Origin of the sequence: Chengkuizengella sp. SCS-71B (assembly GCF_040100845.1) — a bacterium.
Classification (GTDB): Bacteria; Bacillota; Bacilli; order Paenibacillales; family KCTC-33759; genus Chengkuizengella.
Map to the genome: position 1 here is coordinate 3455713 of NZ_JAZHSH010000001.1, position 24785 is coordinate 3480497.

General features: G+C 37.6%; 18 protein-coding genes, 17 tRNA genes, 2 rRNA genes and 1 pseudogene. 4 read left to right on the top strand and 34 right to left on the bottom strand.

The genetic code is table 11. The annotated features are described in order from the left end of the window. Window positions 1–35: 35 nt before the first annotated feature. The 3 genes and pseudogenes from VQL36_RS16930 to VQL36_RS16940 all read right to left on the bottom strand — a co-directional run. Window positions 36–236, bottom strand: a complete 201-nt coding sequence (locus VQL36_RS16930; RefSeq protein ID WP_349250448.1) for a copper ion binding protein — start codon at window positions 234–236, stop codon at window positions 36–38. A 115-nt stretch (window positions 237–351) separates the two neighbouring features. After that, complete coding sequence (locus VQL36_RS16935; protein WP_349250449.1) at window positions 352–684, bottom strand: metal-sensitive transcriptional regulator; 333 nt, start codon at window positions 682–684, stop codon at window positions 352–354. Window positions 685–857: 173 nt separating this feature from the next. Continuing rightward, a pseudogene (locus tag VQL36_RS16940) lies at window positions 858–1025 on the bottom strand (ATP-binding protein); the annotation flags it as partial. Window positions 1026–1169: 144 nt separating this feature from the next. Between VQL36_RS16940 and VQL36_RS16945 the strand changes: the two are divergent. Continuing rightward, window positions 1170–2744, top strand: coding sequence for a hypothetical protein (locus VQL36_RS16945; RefSeq protein ID WP_349250450.1), 1575 nt, complete (start codon window positions 1170–1172; stop codon window positions 2742–2744). A 142-nt stretch (window positions 2745–2886) separates the two neighbouring features. Here the strand turns inward: VQL36_RS16945 and VQL36_RS16950 are convergent, their stop codons facing one another. The 20 genes from VQL36_RS16950 to VQL36_RS17045 form a co-directional block, all read right to left on the bottom strand. Continuing rightward, complete coding sequence (locus tag VQL36_RS16950; RefSeq protein ID WP_349250451.1) at window positions 2887–3651, bottom strand: nucleotidyltransferase domain-containing protein; 765 nt, start codon at window positions 3649–3651, stop codon at window positions 2887–2889. Between the two features lie 144 nt (window positions 3652–3795). After that, a tRNA-Leu gene (locus tag VQL36_RS16955) sits at window positions 3796–3882 on the bottom strand. Between the two features lie 177 nt (window positions 3883–4059). Then, a tRNA-Arg gene (locus VQL36_RS16960) sits at window positions 4060–4136 on the bottom strand. A gap of 10 nt (window positions 4137–4146) precedes the next feature. Next, window positions 4147–4235 (bottom strand) — tRNA-Leu (locus tag VQL36_RS16965). Between the two features lie 23 nt (window positions 4236–4258). Further along, window positions 4259–4332, bottom strand: a tRNA-Cys gene (locus VQL36_RS16970). A gap of 9 nt (window positions 4333–4341) precedes the next feature. Continuing rightward, window positions 4342–4416: transfer RNA gene (locus tag VQL36_RS16975), tRNA-Gly, on the bottom strand. A 4-nt stretch (window positions 4417–4420) separates the two neighbouring features. Then, window positions 4421–4495 (bottom strand) — tRNA-Gln (locus VQL36_RS16980). A 1-nt stretch (window position 4496) separates the two neighbouring features. Next, window positions 4497–4572: transfer RNA gene (locus tag VQL36_RS16985), tRNA-His, on the bottom strand. Window positions 4573–4604: 32 nt separating this feature from the next. Further along, window positions 4605–4678, bottom strand: a tRNA-Trp gene (locus VQL36_RS16990). A 5-nt stretch (window positions 4679–4683) separates the two neighbouring features. Then, window positions 4684–4768: transfer RNA gene (locus tag VQL36_RS16995), tRNA-Tyr, on the bottom strand. A 4-nt stretch (window positions 4769–4772) separates the two neighbouring features. Further along, window positions 4773–4848, bottom strand: a tRNA-Thr gene (locus tag VQL36_RS17000). A 19-nt stretch (window positions 4849–4867) separates the two neighbouring features. Further along, window positions 4868–4943, bottom strand: a tRNA-Phe gene (locus VQL36_RS17005). Between the two features lie 141 nt (window positions 4944–5084). After that, a tRNA-Asp gene (locus tag VQL36_RS17010) sits at window positions 5085–5161 on the bottom strand. A gap of 11 nt (window positions 5162–5172) precedes the next feature. Next, window positions 5173–5249: transfer RNA gene (locus VQL36_RS17015), tRNA-Met, on the bottom strand. Between the two features lie 9 nt (window positions 5250–5258). Continuing rightward, window positions 5259–5334, bottom strand: a tRNA-Val gene (locus VQL36_RS17020). A gap of 170 nt (window positions 5335–5504) precedes the next feature. Then, a tRNA-Glu gene (locus VQL36_RS17025) sits at window positions 5505–5579 on the bottom strand. Between the two features lie 21 nt (window positions 5580–5600). Further along, window positions 5601–5692, bottom strand: a tRNA-Ser gene (locus VQL36_RS17030). Between the two features lies 1 nt (window position 5693). Next, window positions 5694–5769, bottom strand: a tRNA-Asn gene (locus tag VQL36_RS17035). Window positions 5770–5939: 170 nt separating this feature from the next. Beyond that, window positions 5940–8874 (bottom strand): 23S ribosomal RNA (locus tag VQL36_RS17040). Between the two features lie 187 nt (window positions 8875–9061). Further along, window positions 9062–10618 (bottom strand): 16S ribosomal RNA (locus tag VQL36_RS17045). Together the 16S and 23S rRNA genes with 17 tRNA genes alongside form the textbook arrangement of a ribosomal RNA operon. 551 nt (window positions 10619–11169) lie before the next feature. Here VQL36_RS17045 and VQL36_RS17050 point away from each other — a divergent pair. Together VQL36_RS17050 and VQL36_RS17055 are read left to right on the top strand one after the other, a co-directional pair. Continuing rightward, window positions 11170–11688: a gamma carbonic anhydrase family protein gene (locus VQL36_RS17050; protein WP_349250452.1), complete on the top strand. Its 519-nt coding sequence runs from the start codon at window positions 11170–11172 to the stop codon at window positions 11686–11688. A 130-nt stretch (window positions 11689–11818) separates the two neighbouring features. Next, window positions 11819–12175 (top strand): DUF2614 family zinc ribbon-containing protein, encoded by a 357-nt coding sequence (locus VQL36_RS17055; RefSeq protein ID WP_349250453.1) that lies wholly within the window; start codon window positions 11819–11821, stop codon window positions 12173–12175. Window positions 12176–12303: 128 nt separating this feature from the next. Here VQL36_RS17055 and VQL36_RS17060 read toward each other — a convergent pair whose 3' ends face one another. From VQL36_RS17060 to VQL36_RS17085, 6 genes are all read right to left on the bottom strand, one after another. Further along, a complete protein-coding gene (locus VQL36_RS17060) occupies window positions 12304–14055 on the bottom strand; it encodes a glycosyl hydrolase family 18 protein (protein ID WP_349250454.1) in 1752 nt (583 codons plus the stop codon). Window positions 14056–14167: 112 nt separating this feature from the next. Further along, on the bottom strand, window positions 14168–14593 hold the full coding sequence (locus VQL36_RS17065) for a Fur family transcriptional regulator (RefSeq protein WP_349250455.1): 426 nt from the start codon (window positions 14591–14593) through the stop codon (window positions 14168–14170). A gap of 85 nt (window positions 14594–14678) precedes the next feature. After that, a complete protein-coding gene (locus tag VQL36_RS17070; RefSeq protein WP_349250456.1) occupies window positions 14679–15914 on the bottom strand; it encodes a DUF4097 family beta strand repeat-containing protein in 1236 nt (411 codons plus the stop codon). Window positions 15915–15932: 18 nt separating this feature from the next. Then, window positions 15933–16532 (bottom strand): DUF6677 family protein, encoded by a 600-nt coding sequence (locus VQL36_RS17075; RefSeq protein ID WP_349250457.1) that lies wholly within the window; start codon window positions 16530–16532, stop codon window positions 15933–15935. A gap of 73 nt (window positions 16533–16605) precedes the next feature. Further along, window positions 16606–16977, bottom strand: coding sequence for a hypothetical protein (locus VQL36_RS17080; RefSeq protein ID WP_349250458.1), 372 nt, complete (start codon window positions 16975–16977; stop codon window positions 16606–16608). Then, the gene (locus VQL36_RS17085; RefSeq protein ID WP_349250459.1) at window positions 16937–17533 is read right to left on the bottom strand and encodes an RNA polymerase sigma factor; all 597 of its coding nucleotides are present in this window, start codon (window positions 17531–17533) and stop codon (window positions 16937–16939) included. The genes VQL36_RS17080 and VQL36_RS17085 overlap by 41 nt, the downstream gene beginning before the upstream one ends. Window positions 17534–17813: 280 nt before the next feature. Between VQL36_RS17085 and VQL36_RS17090 the strand changes: the two genes are divergently transcribed. After that, a complete protein-coding gene (locus VQL36_RS17090) occupies window positions 17814–18140 on the top strand; it encodes a hypothetical protein (RefSeq protein ID WP_349250460.1) in 327 nt (108 codons plus the stop codon). 213 nt (window positions 18141–18353) lie between these two features. On the opposite strand, the gene gatB is transcribed toward VQL36_RS17090, so the two are convergent. From gatB to VQL36_RS17115, 5 genes are all read right to left on the bottom strand, one after another. Beyond that, a complete protein-coding gene (gene gatB / locus VQL36_RS17095; RefSeq protein ID WP_349250461.1) occupies window positions 18354–19790 on the bottom strand; it encodes an Asp-tRNA(Asn)/Glu-tRNA(Gln) amidotransferase subunit GatB in 1437 nt (478 codons plus the stop codon). A 15-nt stretch (window positions 19791–19805) separates the two neighbouring features. Then, window positions 19806–21263, bottom strand: a complete 1458-nt coding sequence (gene gatA, locus VQL36_RS17100; RefSeq protein WP_349250462.1) for an Asp-tRNA(Asn)/Glu-tRNA(Gln) amidotransferase subunit GatA — start codon at window positions 21261–21263, stop codon at window positions 19806–19808. Between the two features lie 96 nt (window positions 21264–21359). After that, window positions 21360–21647 carry an Asp-tRNA(Asn)/Glu-tRNA(Gln) amidotransferase subunit GatC gene (gene gatC, locus VQL36_RS17105; RefSeq protein WP_349250463.1) on the bottom strand — a complete coding sequence of 96 codons (288 nt, stop codon included), beginning with the start codon at window positions 21645–21647 and terminating at the stop codon, window positions 21360–21362. 136 nt (window positions 21648–21783) lie between these two features. Further along, complete coding sequence (locus VQL36_RS17110; RefSeq protein ID WP_349250464.1) at window positions 21784–24120, bottom strand: sensor histidine kinase; 2337 nt, start codon at window positions 24118–24120, stop codon at window positions 21784–21786. A gap of 214 nt (window positions 24121–24334) precedes the next feature. Beyond that, entirely contained in the window at window positions 24335–24712 is a 378-nt protein-coding gene (locus tag VQL36_RS17115; protein ID WP_349250465.1) for an ATPase, read from the bottom strand. Window positions 24713–24785: the final 73 nt, after the last annotated feature.

Consider the following 24785-nt stretch of genomic DNA (forward strand, 5'->3'; position numbering starts at 1 on the left):
TTTAAAAAAATATCCCCCACTATAAATCCTATCATTTAAACTACATCATATCCTTGCTCTTCAATCGCTTCCTTTATTGCTGTTAAGTTTATTTTTGTTTCATCATAATTTACTTCAACAGAACCTTTTTTAAGGTCCACACTACCCTTAACACCGATTTCCTTTAAAGTACTTTCAATAGCATTCACACAATGGTTACAAGACATTCCTTCTACTTTTAACATTTGATTTTTCATAAAAACTCTCCTTTTGATATTTTGTCATATATAATAATTATTATTCATTTATTGAGGGATGATCTGATGAAGCTGTTTTATCTATAGACTTTTTTTTACTCTATAAAAAGTTTTTTTACTTTAATAATTTATGAACTGTAGTTAAAAGCTCATCTATAACCTCATCTTCCCCTTCTTGTATACGATCAACAACACAACTTCTCATATGAGCTTCTAATAAAAGTTTCCCCACACTATCTAGTGCAGATTTTGCGGCTGCAATCTGATTCAAAACATCATCACAATAAGTATCTTTTTCAATTAAACCTTTGACACCTCTTACCTGACCTTCTATTCGATTCAAACGTTTAATTAGATCTTTTTTCATTTTATCAGAATGATGGCTTTTTCTTTCTGATTCTTCAGTATGACAAGTTTTTAAGACATTATTGTTTTGATTTGTACCCATAACTTCATCCTCCTTACATTTATATAATATACCCCCACAGGGTATAAGTCAATAAAAATCAAAAAAAATTTATAACATAAATGTGAATTTCAATTTTTTTTGCGCATTTTTTAAAATATATTTTGCGCAAAAAAAAGTCTAGCTATTTATATTAAATCATTTCTAGACTTAGTTTATTTATTTCCAATTACAAGACTATCACGTGCTTCTATATCTTCGGTTGTAATTGTTGATATAGAGTTTATTTGCATAATTCGCTCTATTTTTGAAAATAATCTATGAATCAATCTAAAGTTACTATTAGTAATTCTAATTATAGTATTGATTGCTTCGTAATCTGTATTAAGGATAACGAGCTAATCGCTTCTCGATTCCCAGCATTCCGAATTTTTTTAATATATAGACAGGAATCCACGCAAAAAGTTCGGTTTTTCATAATATGAGGTAAGAAAAATAATAAAATTTATTGAAAGGGAATGAAATACATGTTTGAAGAATCCATTTGCGATTGTTGTGCCTGTCCGATGCAATGTGTTTTAAAACAGTTTATAGGAGAAGAAGTTGCAATACTTACTGAAATTATTGGACCTTTACCAATTCAAATTACGGAAGTCAAAAACTTTATTGTGTCTGGGATTAATACGTCTCCCGGAAATGATCCTAATCCAGTCCATATTCCGATTTGTAATATCGTTTTGGTTTCACCACTTTCCACAACAAGGATTCCAAATGTCAAACCAATTCAAAAAAATACGAAAGGGGAATGTGTATGTTGTGAGGATCCCATTACCAATGTCGCAAATGCATTAAAAGGTAAGGAAGTATTTATTACTGCTGTTGCTCAAGCTATTATTGAGAAAGTAGGAGAAGGAATAGTAGTTGGAACATTAGAATCCCCACAGCTAGGATTCGGATCAACATTCTTTTCTAGCAGTTGCAAAATAAATTTTTTAATAGAGTTAGAGATAACAAATGGCACTTTGCCTGCTTCAAATTTCATGGAGAGGGCTAGCAACTTTGATAAATCAATTTGTGATTGTTGTGTTTGTTCGATGCAGTTTGCATTAGAACAGTTTATTGAAGAAGAAGCTGCTATTTTTCTAGTACCTTTTGGTGGGGGCTTAACCATCCAAATTAAGGAAGTCAAAAACTTTATTGTGTCTGGGATTAATAGATCTCCCGGGATGGATCCTAATCCAGTTCATATCCCGATTTGCAATATAAGAGCTTTTGCCCCGCTTTCCACAACAAGGATTCCAAATGTCAAACCGATTCAAAAAAATACGAAAGGGGAATGTGTATGTTGTGAGGATCCAATTACCAATGTCGCAAATGCATTAAAAGGTAAAGAAGTATCTGTTTCCAAAGACCCTTCAATTATTATTGAGAAGGTAGGAGAAGGAACCGTGATTGGATCATTTGTATCCCCACCACCAGCTTTAGAATCAACAATTATTTATTCCAGTTGTAAAATAGTTGAAATACAAGAAACAACTATTGGAACTTTGCATCCTCCAAGTTTAATGTCAGGGACTGTTAACTTTGATAAATCAATTTGCGATTGTTGTGATTGTCCGATGCAATTTGTTCTAGAACAATTTAGAGGAGATGTAGTTTCCATACTTACTGGAACTTTTGGACCTCTTACTATTCAAATAACTAAGGTCAAAAACTTTATTGTATCTGGGATTAATAGATCTCCTGGGATGGATCCTAATCCAGTTCATTTTCCAATTTGCAATATAAGAGCTTTTACCCCACTTTCCACAACAAGGATTCCAAATGTCAAACCCATTCAAAAAAATACGAAAGGCAAATGTGTATGTTGTGAGGATCCAATTACCAATGTAGCAAATGCATTAAAAGGCAAAGAAGTACTTATTCCAGGCAGTCCACCATTTATTATTGAAAAGGTAGGAGAAGGAATAGTCATTGGAATATTTGTATCTCCACCAGTAGATCCATTCGGATCAACAATCATTTTCTCCAGTTGTGAAATAAATAGAATAGAAGTAATAACAAATGGTATGTTGACTTCATCAAAAAAGATGAAGAAGTAGTAGTAGTATATTTCATTAACAGTAGCTTTTGTTAAAACCCAAAAAATATTTGACATAATACGTAAAGATAAAAACTCGCTAATTAGCGAGCTCTACATATACTACATATAATTTTTAACCTAAATAAAGCAATTATTAACAATTATTCAATCGCATCCTCTTCATCTTCTTCTAGATAAAAGTCATCAATCACATGCTCTTCCTCTTCTTCTTGATAAAATCCAGCAAATAACCTTCCCCCATAAGGTTCTAAGATGGAATCAATAAATTCAATCAATTGTTGTTTGTCACTTGTTTTGTAATAACTTTCAAAAGCAGAAATAAATTGTTTAGATACCCCCTTATGGTATGCAAACAATTCTCTATACAACCATTTACCGTCACCTAACCACAAATCATTTACCCTTAAAATAAAAGTAGCACATAGATTAAACAATTTATTTACAATAAAATAATTTTCCATTACATTTTGAGAAGTAATTAGATCTTCCAACTGATCAGTAATTTCAAATCTTGCAAAATTCAATTCATCAAAACTCCAGCTAGGTGGACCTTTAATAAGTCTTTCTTCACACATTTTTTTAATGGACACAGCTTTTCCATTGTCCTTAACCACAAATCCCTTAGTAATGATTATATAAATTGTAGGTAGAGCATAGCTATCATTTTTATTCATAAATTCATTAAAACTACTTAAATTAAACCCAAATACCTCTGCTGGCCATGGGGCATAATCATATACCTTTCTAAAGTGAAGACTAATTTCATTATCAAAAATAACAATATCTAAATCAGAATTCTTTTTAATACTTTCCTTTTTTGCACTCGCAGCTAAAAAAGCAGCACTGCAATTTGGAAAATTCATCTCCACAAATTTTGTAGCCGCTTCTATAGGAGTTTGATTCATTAACATACACCACCAAAAAATAAATATATACAATTGTATGAATAAATCAAGAGAATAGTGCATCAAGTAAAGTACTGTTCCTATAAAAAAATAATAAAAATAAAAAAACATCCATTTTAGAAATGAATGTTGTTTATGTATGTTTGGTACCGGTGAAGGGACTCGAACCCCCACTCCATTGCTGGAAACGGATTTTGAGTCCGTCGCGTCTGCCAATTCCGCCACACCGGCATATATTTATTAAATTAAAATTTTTCTCACTGCGTTTAGTATTTCAAAGGTGTTTCAATGGCACGCCCTGAGAGGTACAGTTACCTTACTTCGATGTCTTTGCTTTCGAGGCTTATGCTCCGACGAACTCTAACGTTCGAATTGTCTCAATGCGTTTAGTCTATCATGAAGTTTAAATGGCACGCCCTGAGAGATTCGAACTCCCGACCTTTTGATTCGTAGTCAAACGCTCTATCCAGCTGAGCTAAGGGCGTAAAATAAAAATGGTGCCGAGGACCGGAGTCGAACCGGTACGGTAGTCACCTACCGCAGGATTTTAAGTCCTGTGCGTCTGCCAATTCCGCCACCCCGGCACATATACTATCCTATTAATTTGTGGAGGCGCCACCCAGATTTGAACTGGGGATAAAGCTTTTGCAGAGCTCTGCCTTACCACTTGGCTATGGCGCCAAAATATAATGGAGCGGACGACGAGATTCGAACTCGCGACCCTCGCCTTGGCAAGGCGATGCTCTACCACTGAGCCACGTCCGCGTAATGGCTGGGGATACAGGATTCGAACCTGTGCATGACGGAGTCAAAGTCCGTTGCCTTACCGCTTGGCTAATCCCCAATGGGGCGATCGAAGGGAATCGAACCCTCGAATGCCGGAGCCACAATCCGGTGCGTTAACCACTTCGCCACGACCGCCGCAATAACTTAAGTTTTTCTTAAAATCTTTCTGGCAGGGGCAGCAGGAATTGAACCCACACTAACGGTTTTGGAGACCGCTGTTCTACCTTTAAACTATGCCCCTATATATGGTGGAGGATGATGGATTCGAACCACCGAACCCGATGGGAACAGATTTACAGTCTGCTGCGTTTGGCCACTTCGCTAATCCTCCAAAATGGTGCCGTCGAGAGGACTTGAACCCCCAACCTACTGATTACAAGTCAGTTGCTCTACCAGTTGAGCTACAACGGCGTTTATTTCTCTTAGAAAATGGTGGCTCGAGACAGAATCGAACTGCCGACACGAGGATTTTCAGTCCTCTGCTCTACCGACTGAGCTATCGAGCCTTACTTTGCCTACTTAATAATGATTGTAATGGCGGAGCTGACGGGATACTCTTCACTTCGTTACGAGATTGCGATGTAACCCTTTCGAAGTTTATGCTCCAACGAACCCATTGGGTTCATCATCCCTTGTTATGTTTTAAATGGCGGAGCTGACGGGATTCGAACCCGCGATCTCCTGCGTGACAGGCAGGCATGTTAGGCCTCTACACCACAGCTCCACATTATTATTTGGTTGCGGGGGCAGGATTTGAACCTACGACCTTCGGGTTATGAGCCCGACGAGCTACCAGACTGCTCCACCCCGCGATAATATTATGGTGGACGCTGACGGGATCGAACCGCCGACCCTCTGCTTGTAAGGCAGATGCTCTCCCAGCTGAGCTAAGCGTCCATATGTACTTGTTTAGCATTTGGGATTTCATTATCCCTTGATGCTTTACTTTAGGTGGTGACCCGTACGGGATACTCTTCATTTCATTACGAGACTGCGATGCAATCACATATAAAGATTATGCTCCGACGAACCCTAGGATTCATTATCCCTTGATGCTTTACTTTAGGTGGTGACCCGTACGGGATTCGAACCCGTGTTACCGCCGTGAAAGGGCGGTGTCTTAACCGCTTGACCAACGGGCCTAATATATATGTTAACCTGAGTGGCGGAGAGAGAGGGATTCGAACCCTCGAGACGCTTGTGACGCCTACACGATTTCCAATCGTGCTCCTTCGGCCAGCTCGGACACCTCTCCATGGCTCCCCGAACAGGACTCGAACCTGTGACAACTCGGTTAACAGCCGAGTGCTCTACCAACTGAGCTATCAGGGAATGTTTAGAGAAACTCGCTTCAGGGTGTTCCCTGAAAACTAGATGCGAAACAAAGAGTAAATAAAACGTCACAAATGCGAGTTTATCAAATGATTAGTCAAATGTCAATACATATTTGCGAGTAATTATTGGAACTTCAACCTAGTACCAATATTACTATTTAAGTTTACTTGGATAAGCCCTCGACCGATTAGTATTCGTCAGCTCCATGCATTGCTGCACTTCCACCCCGAACCTATCAACCTCGTCGTCTTCAAGGGGTCTTACTAAATTGGGAAATCTCATCTTGAGGGGGGCTTCACGCTTAGATGCTTTCAGCGCTTATCCCTTCCGTACTTGGCTACCCAGCTATGCTTCTGGCGAAACAACTGGTACACCAGCGGTACGTCCATCCCGGTCCTCTCGTACTAAGGACAGCTCCTCTCAAATTTCCTACGCCCACGACAGATAGGGACCGAACTGTCTCACGACGTTCTGAACCCAGCTCGCGTACCGCTTTAATGGGCGAACAGCCCAACCCTTGGGACCTACTTCAGCCCCAGGATGCGATGAGCCGACATCGAGGTGCCAAACCTCCCCGTCGATGTGGACTCTTGGGGGAGATAAGCCTGTTATCCCCAGGGTAGCTTTTATCCGTTGAGCGATGGCCCTTCCATTCGGTACCACCGGATCACTAAGCCCGACTTTCGTCCCTGCTCGACCTGTACGTCTTGCAGTCAAGCTCCCTTATGCCTTTGCACTCTTCGAATGATTTCCAACCATTCTGAGGGAACCTTAGGGCGCCTCCGTTACGCTTTAGGAGGCGACCGCCCCAGTCAAACTACCCGCCTGACACGGTCCCCGACCCTGATTCAAGGGCCTAGGTTAGAACTCGAATACGATCAGGGTGGTATCCCAAGGGCGCCTCCACCGATGCTTGCGCACCAGCTTCCAAGGCTCCCACCTATCCTGTACAAATCGTACCCCAGTTCAATATCAGGTTGTAGTAAAGCTCCATGGGGTCTTTCCGTCTTGTCGCGGGTAACCAGCATCTTCACTGGTATTAAAATTTCACCGGATCTCTCGTTGAGACAGCGCCCAAATCGTTACGCCATTCGTGCGGGTCAGAATTTACCTGACAAGGAATTTCGCTACCTTAGGACCGTTATAGTTACGGCCGCCGTTTACTGGGGCTTCGGTTCATAGCTTCGCCTAAAACGGCTAACCATTCCCCTTAACCTTCCAGCACCGGGCAGGCGTCAGCCCGTATACTTCGCCTTACGGCTTCGCACAGACCTGTGTTTTTGCTAAACAGTCGCTTGGGCCTTTTCACTGCGGCTCCCTCGGGCTATACACCCTAACGGAGCACCCCTTCTCCCGAAGTTACGGGGTCATTTTGCCGAGTTCCTTAACGAGAGTTCTTCCGCGCGCCTTAGAATTCTCTTCTCGCCTACCTGTGTCGGTTTGCGGTACGGGCACCTTCACCTGGCTAGAGGCTTTTCTTGGCAGCATGAGTGCGAGTTCTTCGGTACTACAATTTTCCCTCCTCATCACAGCTCAGCCTTATCAGTGTGCGGATTTGCCTACACACCAGCCTTACTGCTTGAACAGACTTATCCATCAGTCTGCAACTGTTCCCTTCTGCGTCACCCCAATTGCTCATAACGGTTTACGGTGGTACAGGAATTTCAACCTGTTGTCCTTCGATTACGCCTTTCGGCCTCACCTTAGGTCCCGACTTACCCTGAGCGGACGAGCCTTCCTCAGGAAACCTTGGGCTTTCGGCGGACAAGATTCTCACTTGTCTTTTCGTTACTTATACCGGCATTCTCACTTGTGTACAGTCCAGCACTCCTTACGGTATACCTTCAATCCATACACAACGCTCCCCTACCCCTGATACCATTGTATCAAGCCATAGCTTCGGTGGTGTGTTTAGCCCCGTTACATTTTCGGCGCAGAGTCACTCGACCAGTGAGCTATTACGCACTCTTTCAATGGTGGCTGCTTCTAAGCCAACATCCTGGTTGTCTGTGCAACTCCACATCCTTTCCCACTTAACACACACTTGGGGACCTTAGCTGATGGTCTGGGCTGTTTCCCTTTTGACGATGGATCTTAGCACTCACCGTCTGACTCCTGGGGTTTAAAGTCTATGGCATTCGGAGTTTGACTGAGCTTGGTAACCCTTGACGGGCCCCGCACCCAATCAGTGCTCTACCTCCACGACTCACCCCCAAGGCTAGCCCTAAAGCTATTTCGGGGAGAACCAGCTATTTCCGAGTTCGATTGGAATTTCTCCGCTACCCCCACCTCATCCCCTCATTTTTCAACATAAGTGGGTTCGGGCCTCCAGTGAGTGTTACCTCACCTTCACCCTGGACAGGGGTAGATCACACGGTTTCGGGTCTACGTCAACATACTCATACCGCCCTATTCAGACTCGCTTTCGCTGCGGCTCCAGCTCTTCACTTTAACCTTGCATGCTAACGTAACTCGCCGGTTCATTCTACAAAAGGCACGCCATCACCCATTAAACGGGCTCTGACTTCTTGTAAGCACACGGTTTCAGGTTCTATTTCACTCCCCTCCCGGGGTCCTTTTCACCTTTCCCTCACGGTACTGCTTCACTATCGGTCGCTAGGGAGTATTTAGCCTTGGCAGATGGTCCTGCCAGATTCATACGGGGTTTCACGTGCCCCGCACTACTCGGGATCCACTCCGGAGAGAATGATTTTTTAGTTACAGGACTTTTACCCTCTTTGGTTCGCCTTTCCAGACGCTTCACCTAAATCATTCCTTTGTAACTCCATGTGGAGTGTCCCACAACCCCAACAGGCAAGCCTGTTGGTTTGGGCTAATCCGCGTTCGCTCGCCGCTACTGACGGAATCACTTTTGTTTTCTCTTCCTCAGGGTACTTAGATGTTTCAGTTCCCCTGGTCTGCCTCCGCTAGACCTATGTATTCAGTCTAGGGTACGTACCTATTACAGTACGTGGGTTCCCCCATTCGGACATCCCCGGATCGAGGTCTGCTTACGACTCCCCGAGGCATTTCGTTGTTCGCCACGTCCTTCTTCGGCTCCTAGCGCCTAGGCATCCTCCGTGTGCTCTTAATAGCTTAACCATATCGGATGCGCCGATTAAAACTAGTCACTTCCATGTGACTAACATCGGCACCAGCACATCGTGTGCTGGGAATTCCATTGCTAATCATGTTTCTTTGCTTTCGCTATCTAGTTTTCAAGGAACAATTCTTACTTTGAGAGCTTGCACTCTCAAAACTGAAAACGAGTGAACTGTATTCTCCATAGAAAGGAGGTGATCCAGCCGCACCTTCCGATACGGCTACCTTGTTACGACTTCACCCCAATCATCTACCCCACCTTCGGCGGCTGGCTCCCCAAGGGGTTACCTCACCGACTTCGGGTGTTGTAAACTCTCGTGGTGTGACGGGCGGTGTGTACAAGACCCGGGAACGTATTCACCGCGGCATGCTGATCCGCGATTACTAGCAATTCCGACTTCATGCAGGCGAGTTGCAGCCTGCAATCCGAACTGAGATCGGCTTTGTTGGGATTGGCTCCACCTCGCGGCTTCGCTGCCCTTTGTACCGACCATTGTAGTACGTGTGTAGCCCAGGTCATAAGGGGCATGATGATTTGACGTCATCCCCACCTTCCTCCGGTTTGTCACCGGCAGTCACCTTAGAGTGCCCAACTTCACTTGCTGGCAACTAAGATTAAGGGTTGCGCTCGTTGCGGGACTTAACCCAACATCTCACGACACGAGCTGACGACAACCATGCACCACCTGTCTCCTTTGTCCCGAAGGAAAGCCATATCTCTACAGCGTTCAAAGGGATGTCAAGACCTGGTAAGGTTCTTCGCGTTGCTTCGAATTAAACCACATACTCCACTGCTTGTGCGGGTCCCCGTCAATTCCTTTGAGTTTCAGTCTTGCGACCGTACTCCCCAGGCGGAATGCTTAATGTGTTAACTTCGGCACCAAGGGTATCGAAACCCCTAACACCTAGCATTCATCGTTTACGGCGTGGACTACCAGGGTATCTAATCCTGTTCGCTCCCCACGCTTTCGCGCCTCAGCGTCAGTTACAGACCAGAGAGTCGCCTTCGCCACTGGTGTTCCTCCACATCTCTACGCATTTCACCGCTACACGTGGAATTCCACTCTCCTCTTCTGCACTCAAGCTCACCAGTTTCCAGTGCGACTCGGAGTTGAGCTCCGAGTTTAAACACCAGACTTAATGGGCCGCCTGCGCGCCCTTTACGCCCAATAATTCCGGACAACGCTTGCCCCCTACGTATTACCGCGGCTGCTGGCACGTAGTTAGCCGGGGCTTTCTTCTCAGGTACCGTCTAAGCAAATGCAGTTAACATCTGCCTTCTCTTCCCTGGCAACAGAGCTTTACGATCCGAAAACCTTCTTCACTCACGCGGCGTTGCTCCGTCAGACTTTCGTCCATTGCGGAAGATTCCCTACTGCTGCCTCCCGTAGGAGTCTGGGCCGTGTCTCAGTCCCAGTGTGGCCGATCACCCTCTCAGGTCGGCTACGCATCGTCGCCTTGGTGAGCCCTTACCTCACCAACTAGCTAATGCGCCGCAGGTCCATCTCTAAGCGAGAGCTTACACCCTCTTTCTTCATCTCATCATGCGATCAAATGACCTTATCCGGTATTAGCTAATGTTTCCACTAGTTATCCCAGGCTTATAGGCAGGTTACCTACGTGTTACTCACCCGTCCGCCACTAAGAACATTAAAAAGCAAGCTTTTTAATCTCTTCGTTCGACTTGCATGTATTAGGCACGCCGCCAGCGTTCGTCCTGAGCCAGGATCAAACTCTCCATTAAAGGTTGCAATCTCTCGATCACAACTATTTTAGAGCGCTTGGCTCATTCTTTGTTACATGTTATATCCGGGTTCCCAAAAGTTTAAAACTTTTGAGCTATTTGTTTGGATTCCTGAAAAATTTCAAGTCTCCGTAAGTTCACTCGTTATTCAGTTTTCAAGGTGCAAGTTGTTTACTATTTTGGTCGCTAGTCATTTTATGGCGACTCAATAATCATAACATTTTCTATTAGTTCTTGTCAACAACTTTTTTTTGAAAGTTACATTCCAAATCATTAGTTGAATCTATGAAACTCTTAGATGCTGCTTCTCATGTATACTTGCCTTCCGAAGCGGCGAAATTAAATTTATCACAGAATCATATAGCCTGTCAATAATATTTAGAAAAAAAAATAACAACACAGTAAAGTAAGTTTTTTTAGAATGTTCAGATAATAATCTGAATCATTTGTTTGACTTCTACTTCCTTGATCTTATTAACATGAATCTGTATATTAAACTTAACCTTTTGTAATGATATTAAAATTAAAAATTTGAATAATGAGGTACTGATATGATTTATGAATACAACGGGAAAAGACCTTCAATTGCTAAAAGTGTATATTTAGCTGATTACGTAACGATCACTGGAGATGTAACTATCGGTGAAGAAAGCAGCATATGGTTTAATACAGTAATTAGGGGGGATGTTTCTCCAACAATCATTGGTAAAAGGAGTAATATACAAGACAATTGTGTTTTACATCAGAGTCCAGCCTATCCACTTATTATTGAGGATGACGTTACAGTTGGGCATCAGGTTATACTTCATAGCTGCAAGATTAGAAACAAAGCATTAATTGGCATGGGGTCCATTATATTAGACGGCGCAGAAATTGGAGAAGGAGCATTTATAGGTGCTGGAAGTCTTGTTTCCCAAGGCAAAATAATTCCCCCTAACTGTCTGGCTTTTGGTAGACCTGCAAAAGTAGTTAGAGAATTAACACAAAATGATTTAGAAGATATGAAGAGAGTTAGAGAAGGATATGTTACTAAAGCAAAATATTATAAATCAATAAGCTCTTCTGGCTAATATAAAGTTGTAACATTATTTTCGCTTGTTTGAACTATGTTGCTCTAATATAATATTGAATATATAATATTGCTCTGGAAATTAATTTTAAAGAGGTAAATTTTATTAACGATGAGAAGAGGATTAGATAATGTTTCTAAAATCAAGTAAAATTAATGAATTACGTCTATGGGGACTCTTATTAACTTTAGGCGGTATGGGAATCATGATTATTGGCACGGGTGGTTTGCTATTATGGGGAAACTTAGGGAAATATATCATCTCAATACCTTTTATGATTATAGGTACAATTAGTTTGTTAGGCAGTGTGGCTGTATACTTCTGGGCTGGAACACTTTCTACGAGTTCTATTACATTGGAGTGCCCTGAGTGCGGAAAACCTACTCGCCATATTGGTAAAACAGATCGATGTATGTATTGTAGAACTATACTTACATTTGATAAAAACAAAGCAGATCAAGCAATTACTAAAGGTCAAGAACATTAATAAATTTCTTTAATACAAAAGTTGATTCTAACATAACATAAGGATGTCCAATGCTCTAATAGAGGATCATTAGACATCCTTTATTTTAATTATTTATGAGAGGTGGCATTTTATAAAAATTTACATACTTAAGGTCTTTTGTTCAGTGTATTGTTAATAACATCCCAAATATCTGGTGTTTCAAAACCTCTTCTCCAAGAAGCTATACCCGCTAAATCATACTTTTTCACTATTTCAGCACGTGCTTCCATGGAAACAACATCTTCTAACCAAATTTTATATGTCGAATTTCCTTCTTTATATTCAACATAATTTTGTCCTACATCTTCTTTATACTGTACATCTAATTTTTTCTCCTCAATAATCTGATGCGCTGTTTCCATAAACAATGTTTTTGAAGAAACAGATATATTACCATCCTCCATTTTTTCAGTCCATAAACGAGTGTAAAAAGGGACTCCTAAAATTAGCTTGTCTGCCGGCACCTGATCCTCGTTCATAATGTCTACGATGCCTTTTTCAACCCATGGCAAAGATGCAACAGATCCTGCAACTGGACTAGCAGCCCAATGTTCATCATAAGTCATAACCATCATATAATCTACAACTTCTCCCAAGGCCTTTCTGTCATAAAATAACGACCACATCTCACTTCCGCCTCGAATGGTTACATCAATCGAAACAACAAGATTTTGTTCATGTAAAATAGGAGTGAGCTCTCGAACAAATTGAGTAAGGTTTTCTTTGTCTTTTAAATAAACATTTTCAAAATCTATATTGATCCCTTGTAAATCATATAATTCAGCATAACTTACAAGTTGTTTGATCATATTCATTCTGGTTTCATAATTGGATAAAGCCACGCTTGTCCAATCTGGGTTGAAATTATTGCTAAACAATGCCCATACTTGATAACCTTGTGAATGTGCCCAATTTACATATTCAGAATCTGCTTTATTTTCAATATTTCCTAACTCATCTAGTAGATGGAACCATGTTGGACTTATTACATTCAAACCTGGCATATTACCAATAACTGTAGTATCCGTTTTTTTATTGTAAACGGCTTCCCAGGTTAAGTTAATCTTTTCTCCTATTGGATTCCAAACTAAAGTAGATTCTTCTTTAACTTGATCAGATATAATCTCAAGCTCATCCAGCATGACATATTGCTCTTCAATGTATCCTTGATAACCATTTTCTAATTGCACAAAATACCAACCATTTAATTTTTCTTCTATAATCATAACTCTTTCATTGATGGAAATATCATTTAAAATAGAAGCTTTAATAGTAGGCTCTTTCCTCAAAGGAAAAGTTACTACTGACTGATCCTCACTAATAACATTCCCCCATTGAATTAAATCCCCAGCATTCCAAATTAATACTGCATTAGTCTCTTCTGATTCTACTATTTTTAAATTGTAAAACTCTAATAGATGATAGATTGGAAAATAAATCGTATCATTTATATTCTCAATTGGAAATTGCAAAGTATAGGGGGTTTCATTTATCATTGCATTCAACTGATCTGTTTTGAAATGAATGACTTGATTGTTTGTTGTAATGATTACAGACCCAGAATCTTCTTCAAACCTAACATTTGGATCTATACGTTCTTTGACAAAATCCAATGGAACTTTTAATCCTTTGTCATTACCTAGAGCAGAATAAGGCTGTAACTCATTCTGATAAAAAATAGGTTGGGCTAAGCCATTAAAATCTTCCGTAACTCTATCAGAAGAAGGCTGTCCAGATAACCAACTTTGATAGAATACATAAGAAAAAAATAAAACAAAAAACAATAATAAAATAAATAAGATCATTCTAAGCAATCTGTTGCGTTTTTTCTTTTTAACTGAAATATTAAACTGATTCAATCCATCCACATCCTATGTCTGAAAATAAAAAGACGTAAGGTACTTCTTTGTTGAAAAAGAAGAACCAATACGTCTTATATTAAATGATTTTCCTGTTAAAATAAATAACGAATTATGCTTCACTGCATTGTTGACAGGTTCCATGAACTTCCATTCTATGATGCTTAACAATAAACCCTGTTTTTTCGGATGCTATCTCCTCAATTTGATAAAGCGGAGGAGAGTGAAAATCAACAATTTTACCACAATCATCACAAATCGCATGGTAATGTTCATCTACATTAGCATCAAATCGACTCGCACCATCACCAAATGTCAGCTCACGAACTAAACCAGCGTCTAAAAATACTTTTAAATTATTATATATAGTTGCAACACTCATATTTGGAAACTGTCCACCAAGTGCTTTAAAAATTTCATCCACACTAGGATGAGTATCTGTTTCTAACATAAACGAAAGGATCGCATGTCTTTGCGGTGTCATACGAACACCACTTATTTTTAGTTGCTTTAAGGCATGTTCTAACTGGGATGACATAATCCCTACCGCCTTTCTATTTGATCATTAAGGTATATATTTATAATACGGTTGAGGTTATCTCTTTGTCAACTTCAAGACAAAATTAAAGGTCTTGGTCCCACTTTTTAACAATTACTGAACCATTAGTAGTATACGCGGCAATTTTGTGTTCACCATTACCAACTATTCCACCCATAAGTTTCTTATCGATATGAAAAGGAAAATCACTAGAAAACTCTCCAGCACTCGTCTTAGCTCTAAATGTGAAGTTTCCATTTTCAGGTAAATTTACGACTATATCTTCATTTAAAGTGTCTAAATACCAGCTTCCATCAACTACTTGAGACTTTACTTTAATCCTGCCATTTGTAGTATCAGCTGTCACTTCATCGTACACTTCAACCAACGTTATTGATCCATTAGTTGAATCAGCCTCAACCTTTCCTTCAATCATTTCCCCTTCTATTTTACCATTTGTTGTATCCACTATAAAATCGCCAAATATATTTTTAGCAATAATATCTCCATTTGTTGTATCAAGCACTGTATTATTACTGATAGAATAAACCTCAATATCACCATTCGTTGTATCAGCGACTACTTTGCCCTCTATGTTTTTAATATAAATGTCACCATTTGTTGTATCAATTTCTAAATAATTAAGTACTGGAGCATCAGTTACTATAGCAGAGCCATTTTTCATTTTTAATTGAATATCTATTTCTCTAGATTCTGGCACATGTATAATCAAGTTTATTTTGGGTTTATATTTCAAACCAAACCTATAATATTCTTTTCCCTTTGCAAATACTTGCAAAGTGTTCCCTTCAACCCACTCAAGTTTAGACTCATTTACTATTGTTTCTGTTTTTTCTTGATCCATTTTAGAAACATATATCGTTGTTTCAATTTTGAGGTCTTTTTGATCAGAAGATTTTATGCTAATCTTTCCATTTAAATTTTCAACATATAGTTTATTTGTATTTTCAGGAAAATTTATCATCTTAACTTCTTTTTCAAATTTCATATCATTTTCAGAAGCAGAACGAAAATAAACTAATTCTAATTGATTCAAAAATGGAAAACCTGATGTTAAACCAGATAGGACTAGTACGACAATAAAACTTAAAATGATTGACTTTATATCTAGTTTGACATCTCTATCATCATTACTTTTTAATTGAAATAATAAGTATTCAATTCCAAAAAAAATGATAATAATTGGCCACCACTGTACTATCTTTTCCAAATATATAGTATCTCTTGTTTGATCGATGAGCAATGCTGCACCAACGATCACTAACAACATAGCTACTGTATATCTACCCACCTTTATCATAAAAATTCACTCTCCACCTCATTGTTGATTTTTTTTCTTTAATTCACTAAAAATCAATAGCCCTCCTGCGACAATTAAGGCAATACCACCTAAATACGAACCGAAAATATCAAAGACTATACTTAACCAAGATGGTTTGTTACTAATAATAAAAAGTAGTGTACCAGCTGCTATTAACATATAACCAAATGTCTTTCCGTCTCTTATATTTACTTTTGTATCCTCTTGAGTACCTTGTGTATTTATAATATCTGCTATTTGCAAAGCATCAAATATATTATAAAAATAAATAACTGGAACAACAAAAGATAGTAATACAATTAAAGGAACATTTGAATCAACAAAGTTCATACCTAGTGAGACAATGAATACGATGTCTATGGCTAAAAGCATCATAAACATCACCCCTCTTTGCATTAACCCTAAATAAAAATGGCCCATCCCAGGCAATAAAAATGCTAATAATCCAGTTACAAACTTATTTTTATGTTTAGTAGTTTGAAAAGGGATAGAACTAGAATTCATTTGTTGTTTATGCTGATGAATTCTTTGCTCTATAAAGTCATCCATCTTCTCTTGCTGTGGCTGAATATCCCCAGGCACTTCATGTTTTTCCATTATTAACCCTCCTTAAATTTATCCGAAAATATTTGCATACAGACGCCCACCTCTATAGGTGGTATCTACAGATTCACTGATTAACTATCTGTGAGATTTTTGTAGAAATTATATTAAAAAACTCAGAACCAAATGTGATAGCCCCATTTACTGTATCATGCACTTCCATACTGAATTGTTCAGGATTCATCTGTAGAAATGTAGAAAATATTCCCTCGGAAATAAAAAAGTAAGTCGCTGCACTCGCAATAATGATATGAATAACTTCATTGCTTTGTTTAAATTGTTTGTGAATATTTACTTTGTTATTTGCATCCATTTTTATCGTGTGATGCATTACATCATCTACGAAACTTGAAGATGGTTCAAAAATAGGCAATGAATTCAATTGCTGTTCTAAATCATCATACTGTTGTCGATTGGATTTTTGATTTTTCCTGAACATGACTATCCACCTCCATCCACTTTTGCCTTAATCTTTTTTTTCCTCTGTACAAGCGAGTTTCTACTGTTTTTATTGGGAGTTGCATAATTTCTGCAATTTCAGAACAAGAAAACTCCTTCAAATGATGTAAATAAATAATGATTCGATACTTATCTGGCAGACTGTTAATAAGTTGATGTACCAATTCCTGTTTTTCTTTGGCTATCGTTTTTGTTTCTGGCTCTTCATTTGAATCTGTAAATAATTTATCCTTTATTTCATCCGCCCAAGCCACAACTGACTTTCTTTTTTGAGATCTGCGATGATCTATAACAAGGTTGACTGTTAGACGGTATAACCAAGTTTTAAATTTTGAACTTCCTTGGAAAGAAGAAAGTGTTCTAAATAATTTAATAAACACTTCTTGAGATAAATCTTCAGCAGTTTCACGATGTCCAATCATTTGAAATATTAGTGTAAAAATATAATTTTTATGTCTTTCCACCAACAAACGATATGCTTCATTTTTACCCATTTGAATTTCTTTAACAAGCTGCTCATCAGTTAATTGATCCATCGCCACACCACCTTTATCTATCCTATAAACTTAGACGTAAATCCTCTGGCTTTCACTTCAAAATCAAAAAAATTTTTAAAAGCACAACTGTATACAATTTCCTTGTTACTTCTTTCCACTTTCTCTATTCTTATGTTAAAACTTTTATTTAAAAACCCAAACAAAAATTTACCGGAGAGAACCAACTCACAAGTTTTCTGAATTTTCACCCTATCTTTTTAATCAATAATAAAATACAGGCACAAAGCCTAAATTGCTACATAACATAAACTATCCCTAAATGAAGGAGGAATTAAAGTTGACTTTACCTAAAGTTCCAAATTTCGATCCTAACATTACTATAGATCGTGAGAAAGCGATTGACTTGTTGCTAACTTCTATCGCTATGGAAGAAATAGGATTATCACATATTGTTAATGCAGAGGGTGAAAAAATCCAAGCCGTAGTTGAAAGTTTTAAACAGAGTGACCACTCTGATATTACTAATCTAATTTATATAAATACCAATGTGGCTGATACTTTAAAGAGAGTCATACAAAAGCAAATTTTACTCGACTTTAAACTCGATGACGTTAAGGAATTAATTGAAGGTTTAGACGGTGAGTAAAATTTTCACACTTTGATTATGAATTTCATACAATATTTAAACAGCATAAGTTTATCACTTGGTATTTAAAGTTATTTTGTTAAAGTTTGTACTGTTAATTTTTCGATTGTCACTTGTCAAAAAGATTTCAATTCCACTCCAAAACAAAAAACCGCTGTTCCTTTCATTAGAAACTAGCGGCTTTTTGCTGTTCTTATCTTCATTTTTGTGGGATTAATCTATACATTCTTTAATAAGTTTGTTCACTAATCCTGGGTTCGCTTTCCCTTTAGTTTCTTTCATGACTTGACCTACTAAGAAACCAATCGCTTTTTGCTTCCCTGCTTTGTAATCAGAAACAGATTGAGGATTTTTTTCAATGATTTGCTCAACGATCGTTTTAATTGCTCCTTCATCACTGATCTGTACCAAACCTTTTTCCTCAACAATCGTTTGAGGCGCTTTACCTGTTTCAATCATATCTTTGAATACTTTTTTGGCTATTTTGGAACTAATCGTCCCTTTTTCAATTAAACCGATCATTTCCCCCAGCCCTTTACCAGTCACTTTTACATCTGGTAATTCTAAATTGTTAGCATTTAAATATCCTAACAAATCACCCATCATCCAATTTGATACTGATTTAGCATCCTTTGTAAATTGTAAACTTTCTTCAAAGAAGTCAGCTAAATGTTTTGAAGATGTGATAACCTCTGCATCATAACTCGGTAAATCAAATTGTTCAGTATATCTTTTTTTACGTGAATCTGGTAATTCAGGAATTGAGGCTCTTACTTTTTCTTTCCATTCATCATCAATGTACATCTGAACAAGATCAGGATCTGGAAAATAACGATAATCATGGGATTCTTCTTTTCCACGCATGGAGAAGGTTTTACCCTTAGATTCATCCCAACGTCTTGTTTCTTGTACTACAGCTTCTCCACTGTTTATCACATCAGCTTGACGCCATTCCTCGTATTCTAACCCTTTTTTTACACCACTAAATGAATTCATATTTTTCAATTCCGCTCTAGTGCCAAACTCTTCTTGCCCATAAGGTCGAATACTTATATTCGCATCACAACGTAAGGAACCCTGCTCCATCTTCACATCAGAAACATCACAATATTGAATAATCGCTTTTAATTTTTCCAAATATAGTCTAGCTTCTTCTGGTGAACGCAGGTCTGGTTCAGATACAATTTCAACAAGAGGAGTTCCTACACGATTAAAATCTACCAATGATGCATATCCACCATCAATATGTGTTAATTTACCTGCATCCTCTTCTAAATGAAGCCTAGTTATTCCAATCCTTTTGGTTTGCCCATCTATTTCAATATCAATCCAACCATTTTCACCAATCGGTTTATCAAACTGAGAAATCTGATACGCTTTTGGAGAATCGGGATAAAAATAATTCTTTCGATCAAACTTACTTTCTGTTGCAATCTCACAATTTAGAGCCATGGCTGCTTTCATCGCAAATTCGACTGCTTTTTTGTTTAGAACAGGCAATACACCAGGATAACCTAAACAAATCGGGCATGTATGTGAATTTGGTGGAGCTCCAAATTCAGTAGAACATCCGCAAAAAATCTTGGAATTTGTATGTAATTCTACATGCACCTCTAATCCAATTACGGTTTCATATTTTGTATTAGACATGTTATCTCCTCCTTCCTACAGCTGCGGTCGCTTTTGATGAAATTCTGTACTCTGTTCATAAGCATGTGCTACTCGCAATACAGTAGATTCATCAAAGGCTTTCCCAATAATTTGCAATCCAACAGGTAAACCTTCTACAAAACCACATGGCACACTGATCGCAGGAACTCCCGCTAAACTAACTGGTATTGTACAAATATCATTTAAATACATCGTTAATGGATCGTCGATTTGAGATCCCAGTTTAAAAGCTGTCGTTGGGGCAGTAGGACCGATGACAACATCATATTTTTCAAATACTTTATCAAAATCTTGTTTAATTAAAGTACGAACTTTTTGAGCTTTTAAATAATAAGCATCATAATAACCAGAACTTAACGAGTAAGTGCCAAGCATGATTCTACGTTTTACTTCTTGACCAAATCCCTCACTGCGAGATTTCAAATAAACATCTAGTAAATTGCCTGGATTCTCTGTTCGCACACCATAACGTACACCGTCAAACCTAGCTAGGTTTGACGATGCTTCAGAAGACGCAAGTAGATAATATGTTGCGACTGCATATTCTGTATGTGGAAGTGAAACTTCTTCCCACTCAGCTCCTAAACCTTCAAGAACTTTTAACGCTTCTAAAATAGAGTCTTTGACTTTAGGATCAATACCTTCTCCTAAATACTCTTTAGGTACACCGATTTTCAAACCTTTAACATCACCCGTCAATGCGCCAAGATAATCAGGAATATCTACATTGGCTGAAGTAGAATCCATTGCATCATATCCAGCTATTGATTGCAAGACGTATGCATTATCCTCGACATTTTTAGTAATTGGACCAATTTGATCTAATGAAGAAGCAAAAGCAACAAGTCCAAAACGGGAAACTAAACCGTACGTTGGCTTTAAACCTACTACTCCACAATAAGCTGCTGGTTGTCGAATGGAACCACCTGTATCCGATCCAAGTGCAAAATATACCTCGTCCGCCGCCACCGCTGCTGCCGAACCACCGCTAGAACCTCCTGGGACATACTCCGTATTCCATGGATTGAGCGTAGGATGGAAGCTTGAATTTTCATTGGAGCCCCCCATTGCAAATTCATCCATGTTGATTTTCCCTATTGTAATGGATTGAGCAGCTTTTAATTTTTTCATCACTGTTGCATCGTAAATAGGATCGAAATTTGATAGAAATTGACTAGCACAAGTTGTTCTTAATCCTTCAGTAATGATATTATCTTTAATACCCGCAGGTAAACCAAATAATAATCCTCTTTCACTGTCTTTTTCTAAAAGCTCATCCAATTTTGCAGCAGAAACTCTTGCATTCTCTTCATCTAATGTTAAAAAAGCTTTAACCTTTGAATCTACTTGTTGAATTCGATCATACGACTCATTCACTAATTCTGATACTTTTAATTGTTTGTTTATTAACTGATTATGTATGTCTTTTAACCGATTGTGAAATAAAGACACCGTAAAGCCTCCTTCCAAGTTAAACCTCTGTTTAAAGGGTGTTCATATAAAGTCCCCTTTTGAAAACTTATCTTAATCGAAACATGCACTTATATGTTATTCCAGTACCGCGGGCACTTTAATTTGACCCTCTTCTTCTTCTGGAGCATTGTGAAACACTTTTCTAAGTGGCAAAGATTCTCGTGTCTTATCCTCACGCATCACATTCGTAAGTTCCAATACATGTGTTGTAGGTTGAATGTTGTCCGTATCTAATTCATTCAATTTCTCTGCATACTGTAATATGGCATTCAATTGTTTTGTAAATTGATCCTTTTCTTCTTTATTTAACTCAAGACGAGCTAATTTAGCTACGTGATCCACATCATTGATAGTTATGCTCATATAAATCCTCCCAATCCCTCACTTTAAGTCATTACATCATTATAGCTTACTTGTTTTTTTAACTCAATCCTGTTTGAGCGATATCCAAATAGAAACTCTCTTGAAAAAGCGATAGTTGACTTATTTTACTAAGAGGTTATGTTCTAGTTGTAATAATCTCTTTAATTGGTATATGAACATTTATTGTTACTCCATAATTAGCTGAGGTATCTATTTCCAACGTTCCGTTAAGTAACATAACTCGCCCCTTCATTTGCTCCATACCTATACCATTTGATTCACCATACTCCAAGTCCTTACCAGATTTAAAATGACTTTCTATTCCAACGCCGTCATCCTCATACTTCAAGTTAATAAAATAATCTCTTACACTTAAACTAAAAATGACTCTGGTAGCTTTTGAATGTTTCTTGGCATTATTTAGAAGTTCTTGAATGATTCTAAAAATATGTGTTTTAGTTTGTAAATCTGTTGATTCTATCATAGAATCAGATTCAGCGTAAAAGAACAAATCAAATTCGCAATTATATTCTTCTTTATCCAGCATAGTTTGAATTGTTTTAATAAGACCAATATCCTTTAATAAATATGGGCTCAACTCAAAACAGCTTTGACGAAGATTTACATTGATCATCTCTATGAATTCAATCATACTATCTAACTGTTTTTTATCCTCTGAACTCATTACATATTTCTCAGCTATGGAAACAAATCTTCTTTTCAGAAAAAACAAATCCTGCATGGTTGTATCGTGAAGATCGGAAGCAATCCGTACCCTTTCTTCCTCTTGTAACTCAAACATAATTTTACGAAACCATTGAATTTCTTTCGCTTCCTGGTTTGTTGGGAGATTAAAGGCGAACTTCTCTAATTTTTGCGTTAATTTACGTATTAAATGAATATTCTCCAAACTAACAGCTAGATAAGTGGTAATCAATTTTAACCATTGAATTTCTTCCTTACCTAACAATGTATTGTTTTTCTTCCTTGTGAGAATTAAATAACTTGTATATTCTTCATGATGGTTTATCTCTAAACAAGTATATGAAGAATGCTCAAAAAGTGCAGGTGAATGCAACAACCTTTCAATTTCGTTAATATTTATTTCTCCTTCATAAACCATTTCAATCTTTTCATCTTTATATTTAAATAAAATAGCACCACCAAAAACTTCTAAGGTTCCAGTTATATCTACTAATATCATATCTTTTAATTCTCGAAAGCTTGAAATAGAACCCAGTCTTTGGGAAACCTTTTTTAACATAGACTGCAAATAATATTTTTTAGGAAAAATGAACTTTTCCATTTTTGTTGTATAGTACTCTGTGGCGTATAAAATCCAAGAAACTAAAACTAAGGATGATAAGAATAAAAATAAAATGGGCTTCACTGCGATTTCATCATAAAATATCAGAGCATAAAATCCTGTAAAGAAACCACTTGGCAAAAGACCTAATAAAATTGAAAATAAAAACCGACGCAAAACTAAACCAATATCGAATATTTGATTGGATGCGATCAAATATGCAAAAAAAATAGGGAGTAAGAGTAAAAACAAACTTGAATATATGTAGTCAATAATAGCTCTACCTGTTAATAGTTCAGGGATTATGGATAGTAGGATAAAAGGTGAAAAAGATACGATCAAACAAACCCATACACTTTTAATGATGGATGTAAAATGCGTTTTATCCTTACAATATTTCAAATATACATAGGAAAGGAACAAGATATTAATCAAAAAAGAAATGGTAAAAAATGTTAATGTGAATATACTATTAAAAGGTATGGCTATATAAGATAAGGAAGGGAAAAATCCTAGAAGTCTAGTCAAGGCTACAACAATGATAATCGCATACATATAATCTAACATTTTAGTCGGTAGTGTTATGTTTCCTTTTTCTTTAAAAAACACAAACAAAAAATGTAAAAATACAATTTGTAAAACCATCATAAAGGTTTTGAGTAAATAGGTTCCAATCATATCTTCTCTGATATAAGCTCCTAAACTAAACCAAATGATGGCTGCGGAAAGAAAAAAATAAGCTAACATACGAGCTGATTTTGATATACTAGCCTTTACATATATCAAAATAGCCAAAGACAAACAAATTAACCCGGCTAAAAGGGCGGTGACATCATCTAAAACAATTGTATCTTTATCTAAAATGATCTCTCGAACTGAACCATCAGTTAATACTGTGATCTCATGAGCCTGTTCTATTGCATTAGAATTTTTTATAGTTGGAAAATGATCTGGAGTTTGATCATCCACTTTTAAAATTCGATCCCCTACTGCAAAATCAAATTTAGCACTTGCTCCAGTATCATTAATTGTTTTTACAAGCCAATGATGTTGCTCATTTTGTTCTACTTCTATACCAATAAAAGGATATCTAAAAGTGATAATTAAACACCACAATAAAGAGATGAATAAAATGAATAATAAACTTCCTTTTAAAACATTTTTCATAAAAAACATCCCCTTATACCATGGTTTTAATTAAGTTAAGAATCCCTTTTATTCTAAAGTTTGGAAACTATTACAACTGCATTTTACCAAACAAAAAAGAGATTGTATATTCATAAGGGGGGTGTAATTTCTTTAATTTTAAAAATAGACCGTCCTAAGAAGGAGGTCTATCAAAAAAAGTTGAAATTATCAGTACGATCAAGAAAGTCTACTATTAAATCCAAGCTTTCAAGTGAACTTGCTTCAAGAATTCATCATGGTTCAATGCGTTTTCCTTGGAATCATTTGCTGTTTCTACATGATCCCCATTCATCACTTTATGGAATAATTCTTCATTTTTTGTGGCTAGTGCAAAATCTATCAAAGCTTCTCTTTCTACTTTTTCTGCTTCTCTTCTTAATAATACTTCTTCCGTTTCTAAATCACATGCAGGAACATAGATATGTTTTCCAGATTTCGGTACACGCAACACAAAGTCAAATGCATTATCAGGATTTTTATCAACTGCAATGATATATCCATATGATCCTACAGGAAGGTTTTGCTCAAATTTATCTTCTACTATCACTACTTTTTGCCCTAATCGAAACATATTCCTTCCTCCTACCTATCTTTATATCGTTAAATGTTCATATTTATTCTATTATGTTACTAAAAATTAATAG

Bases quoted from the DNA above. Each gene is read 5' to 3' on its own strand.
- VQL36_RS17115 (WP_349250465.1), bottom strand. From the start codon at position 24,712: ATGTTTCGATTAGGGCAAAAAGTAGTGATAGTAGAAGATAAATTTGAG.
- VQL36_RS16930 (WP_349250448.1), bottom strand. From the start codon at position 236: ATGAAAAATCAAATGTTAAAAGTAGAAGGAATGTCTTGTAACCATTGT.
- VQL36_RS17070 (WP_349250456.1), bottom strand. From the start codon at position 15,914: ATGATAAAGGTGGGTAGATATACAGTAGCTATGTTGTTAGTGATCGTT.
- VQL36_RS17075 (WP_349250457.1), bottom strand. From the start codon at position 16,532: ATGGAAAAACATGAAGTGCCTGGGGATATTCAGCCACAGCAAGAGAAG.
- VQL36_RS17080 (WP_349250458.1), bottom strand. From the start codon at position 16,977: ATGTTCAGGAAAAATCAAAAATCCAATCGACAACAGTATGATGATTTA.
- VQL36_RS16945 (WP_349250450.1), top strand. From the start codon at position 1,170: ATGTTTGAAGAATCCATTTGCGATTGTTGTGCCTGTCCGATGCAATGT.
- gatC (WP_349250463.1), bottom strand. From the start codon at position 21,647: ATGAGCATAACTATCAATGATGTGGATCACGTAGCTAAATTAGCTCGT.
- VQL36_RS17110 (WP_349250464.1), bottom strand. From the start codon at position 24,120: ATGAAAAATGTTTTAAAAGGAAGTTTATTATTCATTTTATTCATCTCT.
- VQL36_RS16950 (WP_349250451.1), bottom strand. From the start codon at position 3,651: ATGAATCAAACTCCTATAGAAGCGGCTACAAAATTTGTGGAGATGAAT.
- VQL36_RS17065 (WP_349250455.1), bottom strand. From the start codon at position 14,593: ATGTCATCCCAGTTAGAACATGCCTTAAAGCAACTAAAAATAAGTGGT.
- VQL36_RS17090 (WP_349250460.1), top strand. From the start codon at position 17,814: ATGAAGGAGGAATTAAAGTTGACTTTACCTAAAGTTCCAAATTTCGAT.
- gatB (WP_349250461.1), bottom strand. From the start codon at position 19,790: ATGTCTAATACAAAATATGAAACCGTAATTGGATTAGAGGTGCATGTA.
- VQL36_RS17055 (WP_349250453.1), top strand. From the start codon at position 11,819: ATGTTTCTAAAATCAAGTAAAATTAATGAATTACGTCTATGGGGACTC.
- VQL36_RS16935 (WP_349250449.1), bottom strand. From the start codon at position 684: ATGGGTACAAATCAAAACAATAATGTCTTAAAAACTTGTCATACTGAA.
- VQL36_RS17085 (WP_349250459.1), bottom strand. From the start codon at position 17,533: ATGGATCAATTAACTGATGAGCAGCTTGTTAAAGAAATTCAAATGGGT.
- VQL36_RS17050 (WP_349250452.1), top strand. From the start codon at position 11,170: ATGATTTATGAATACAACGGGAAAAGACCTTCAATTGCTAAAAGTGTA.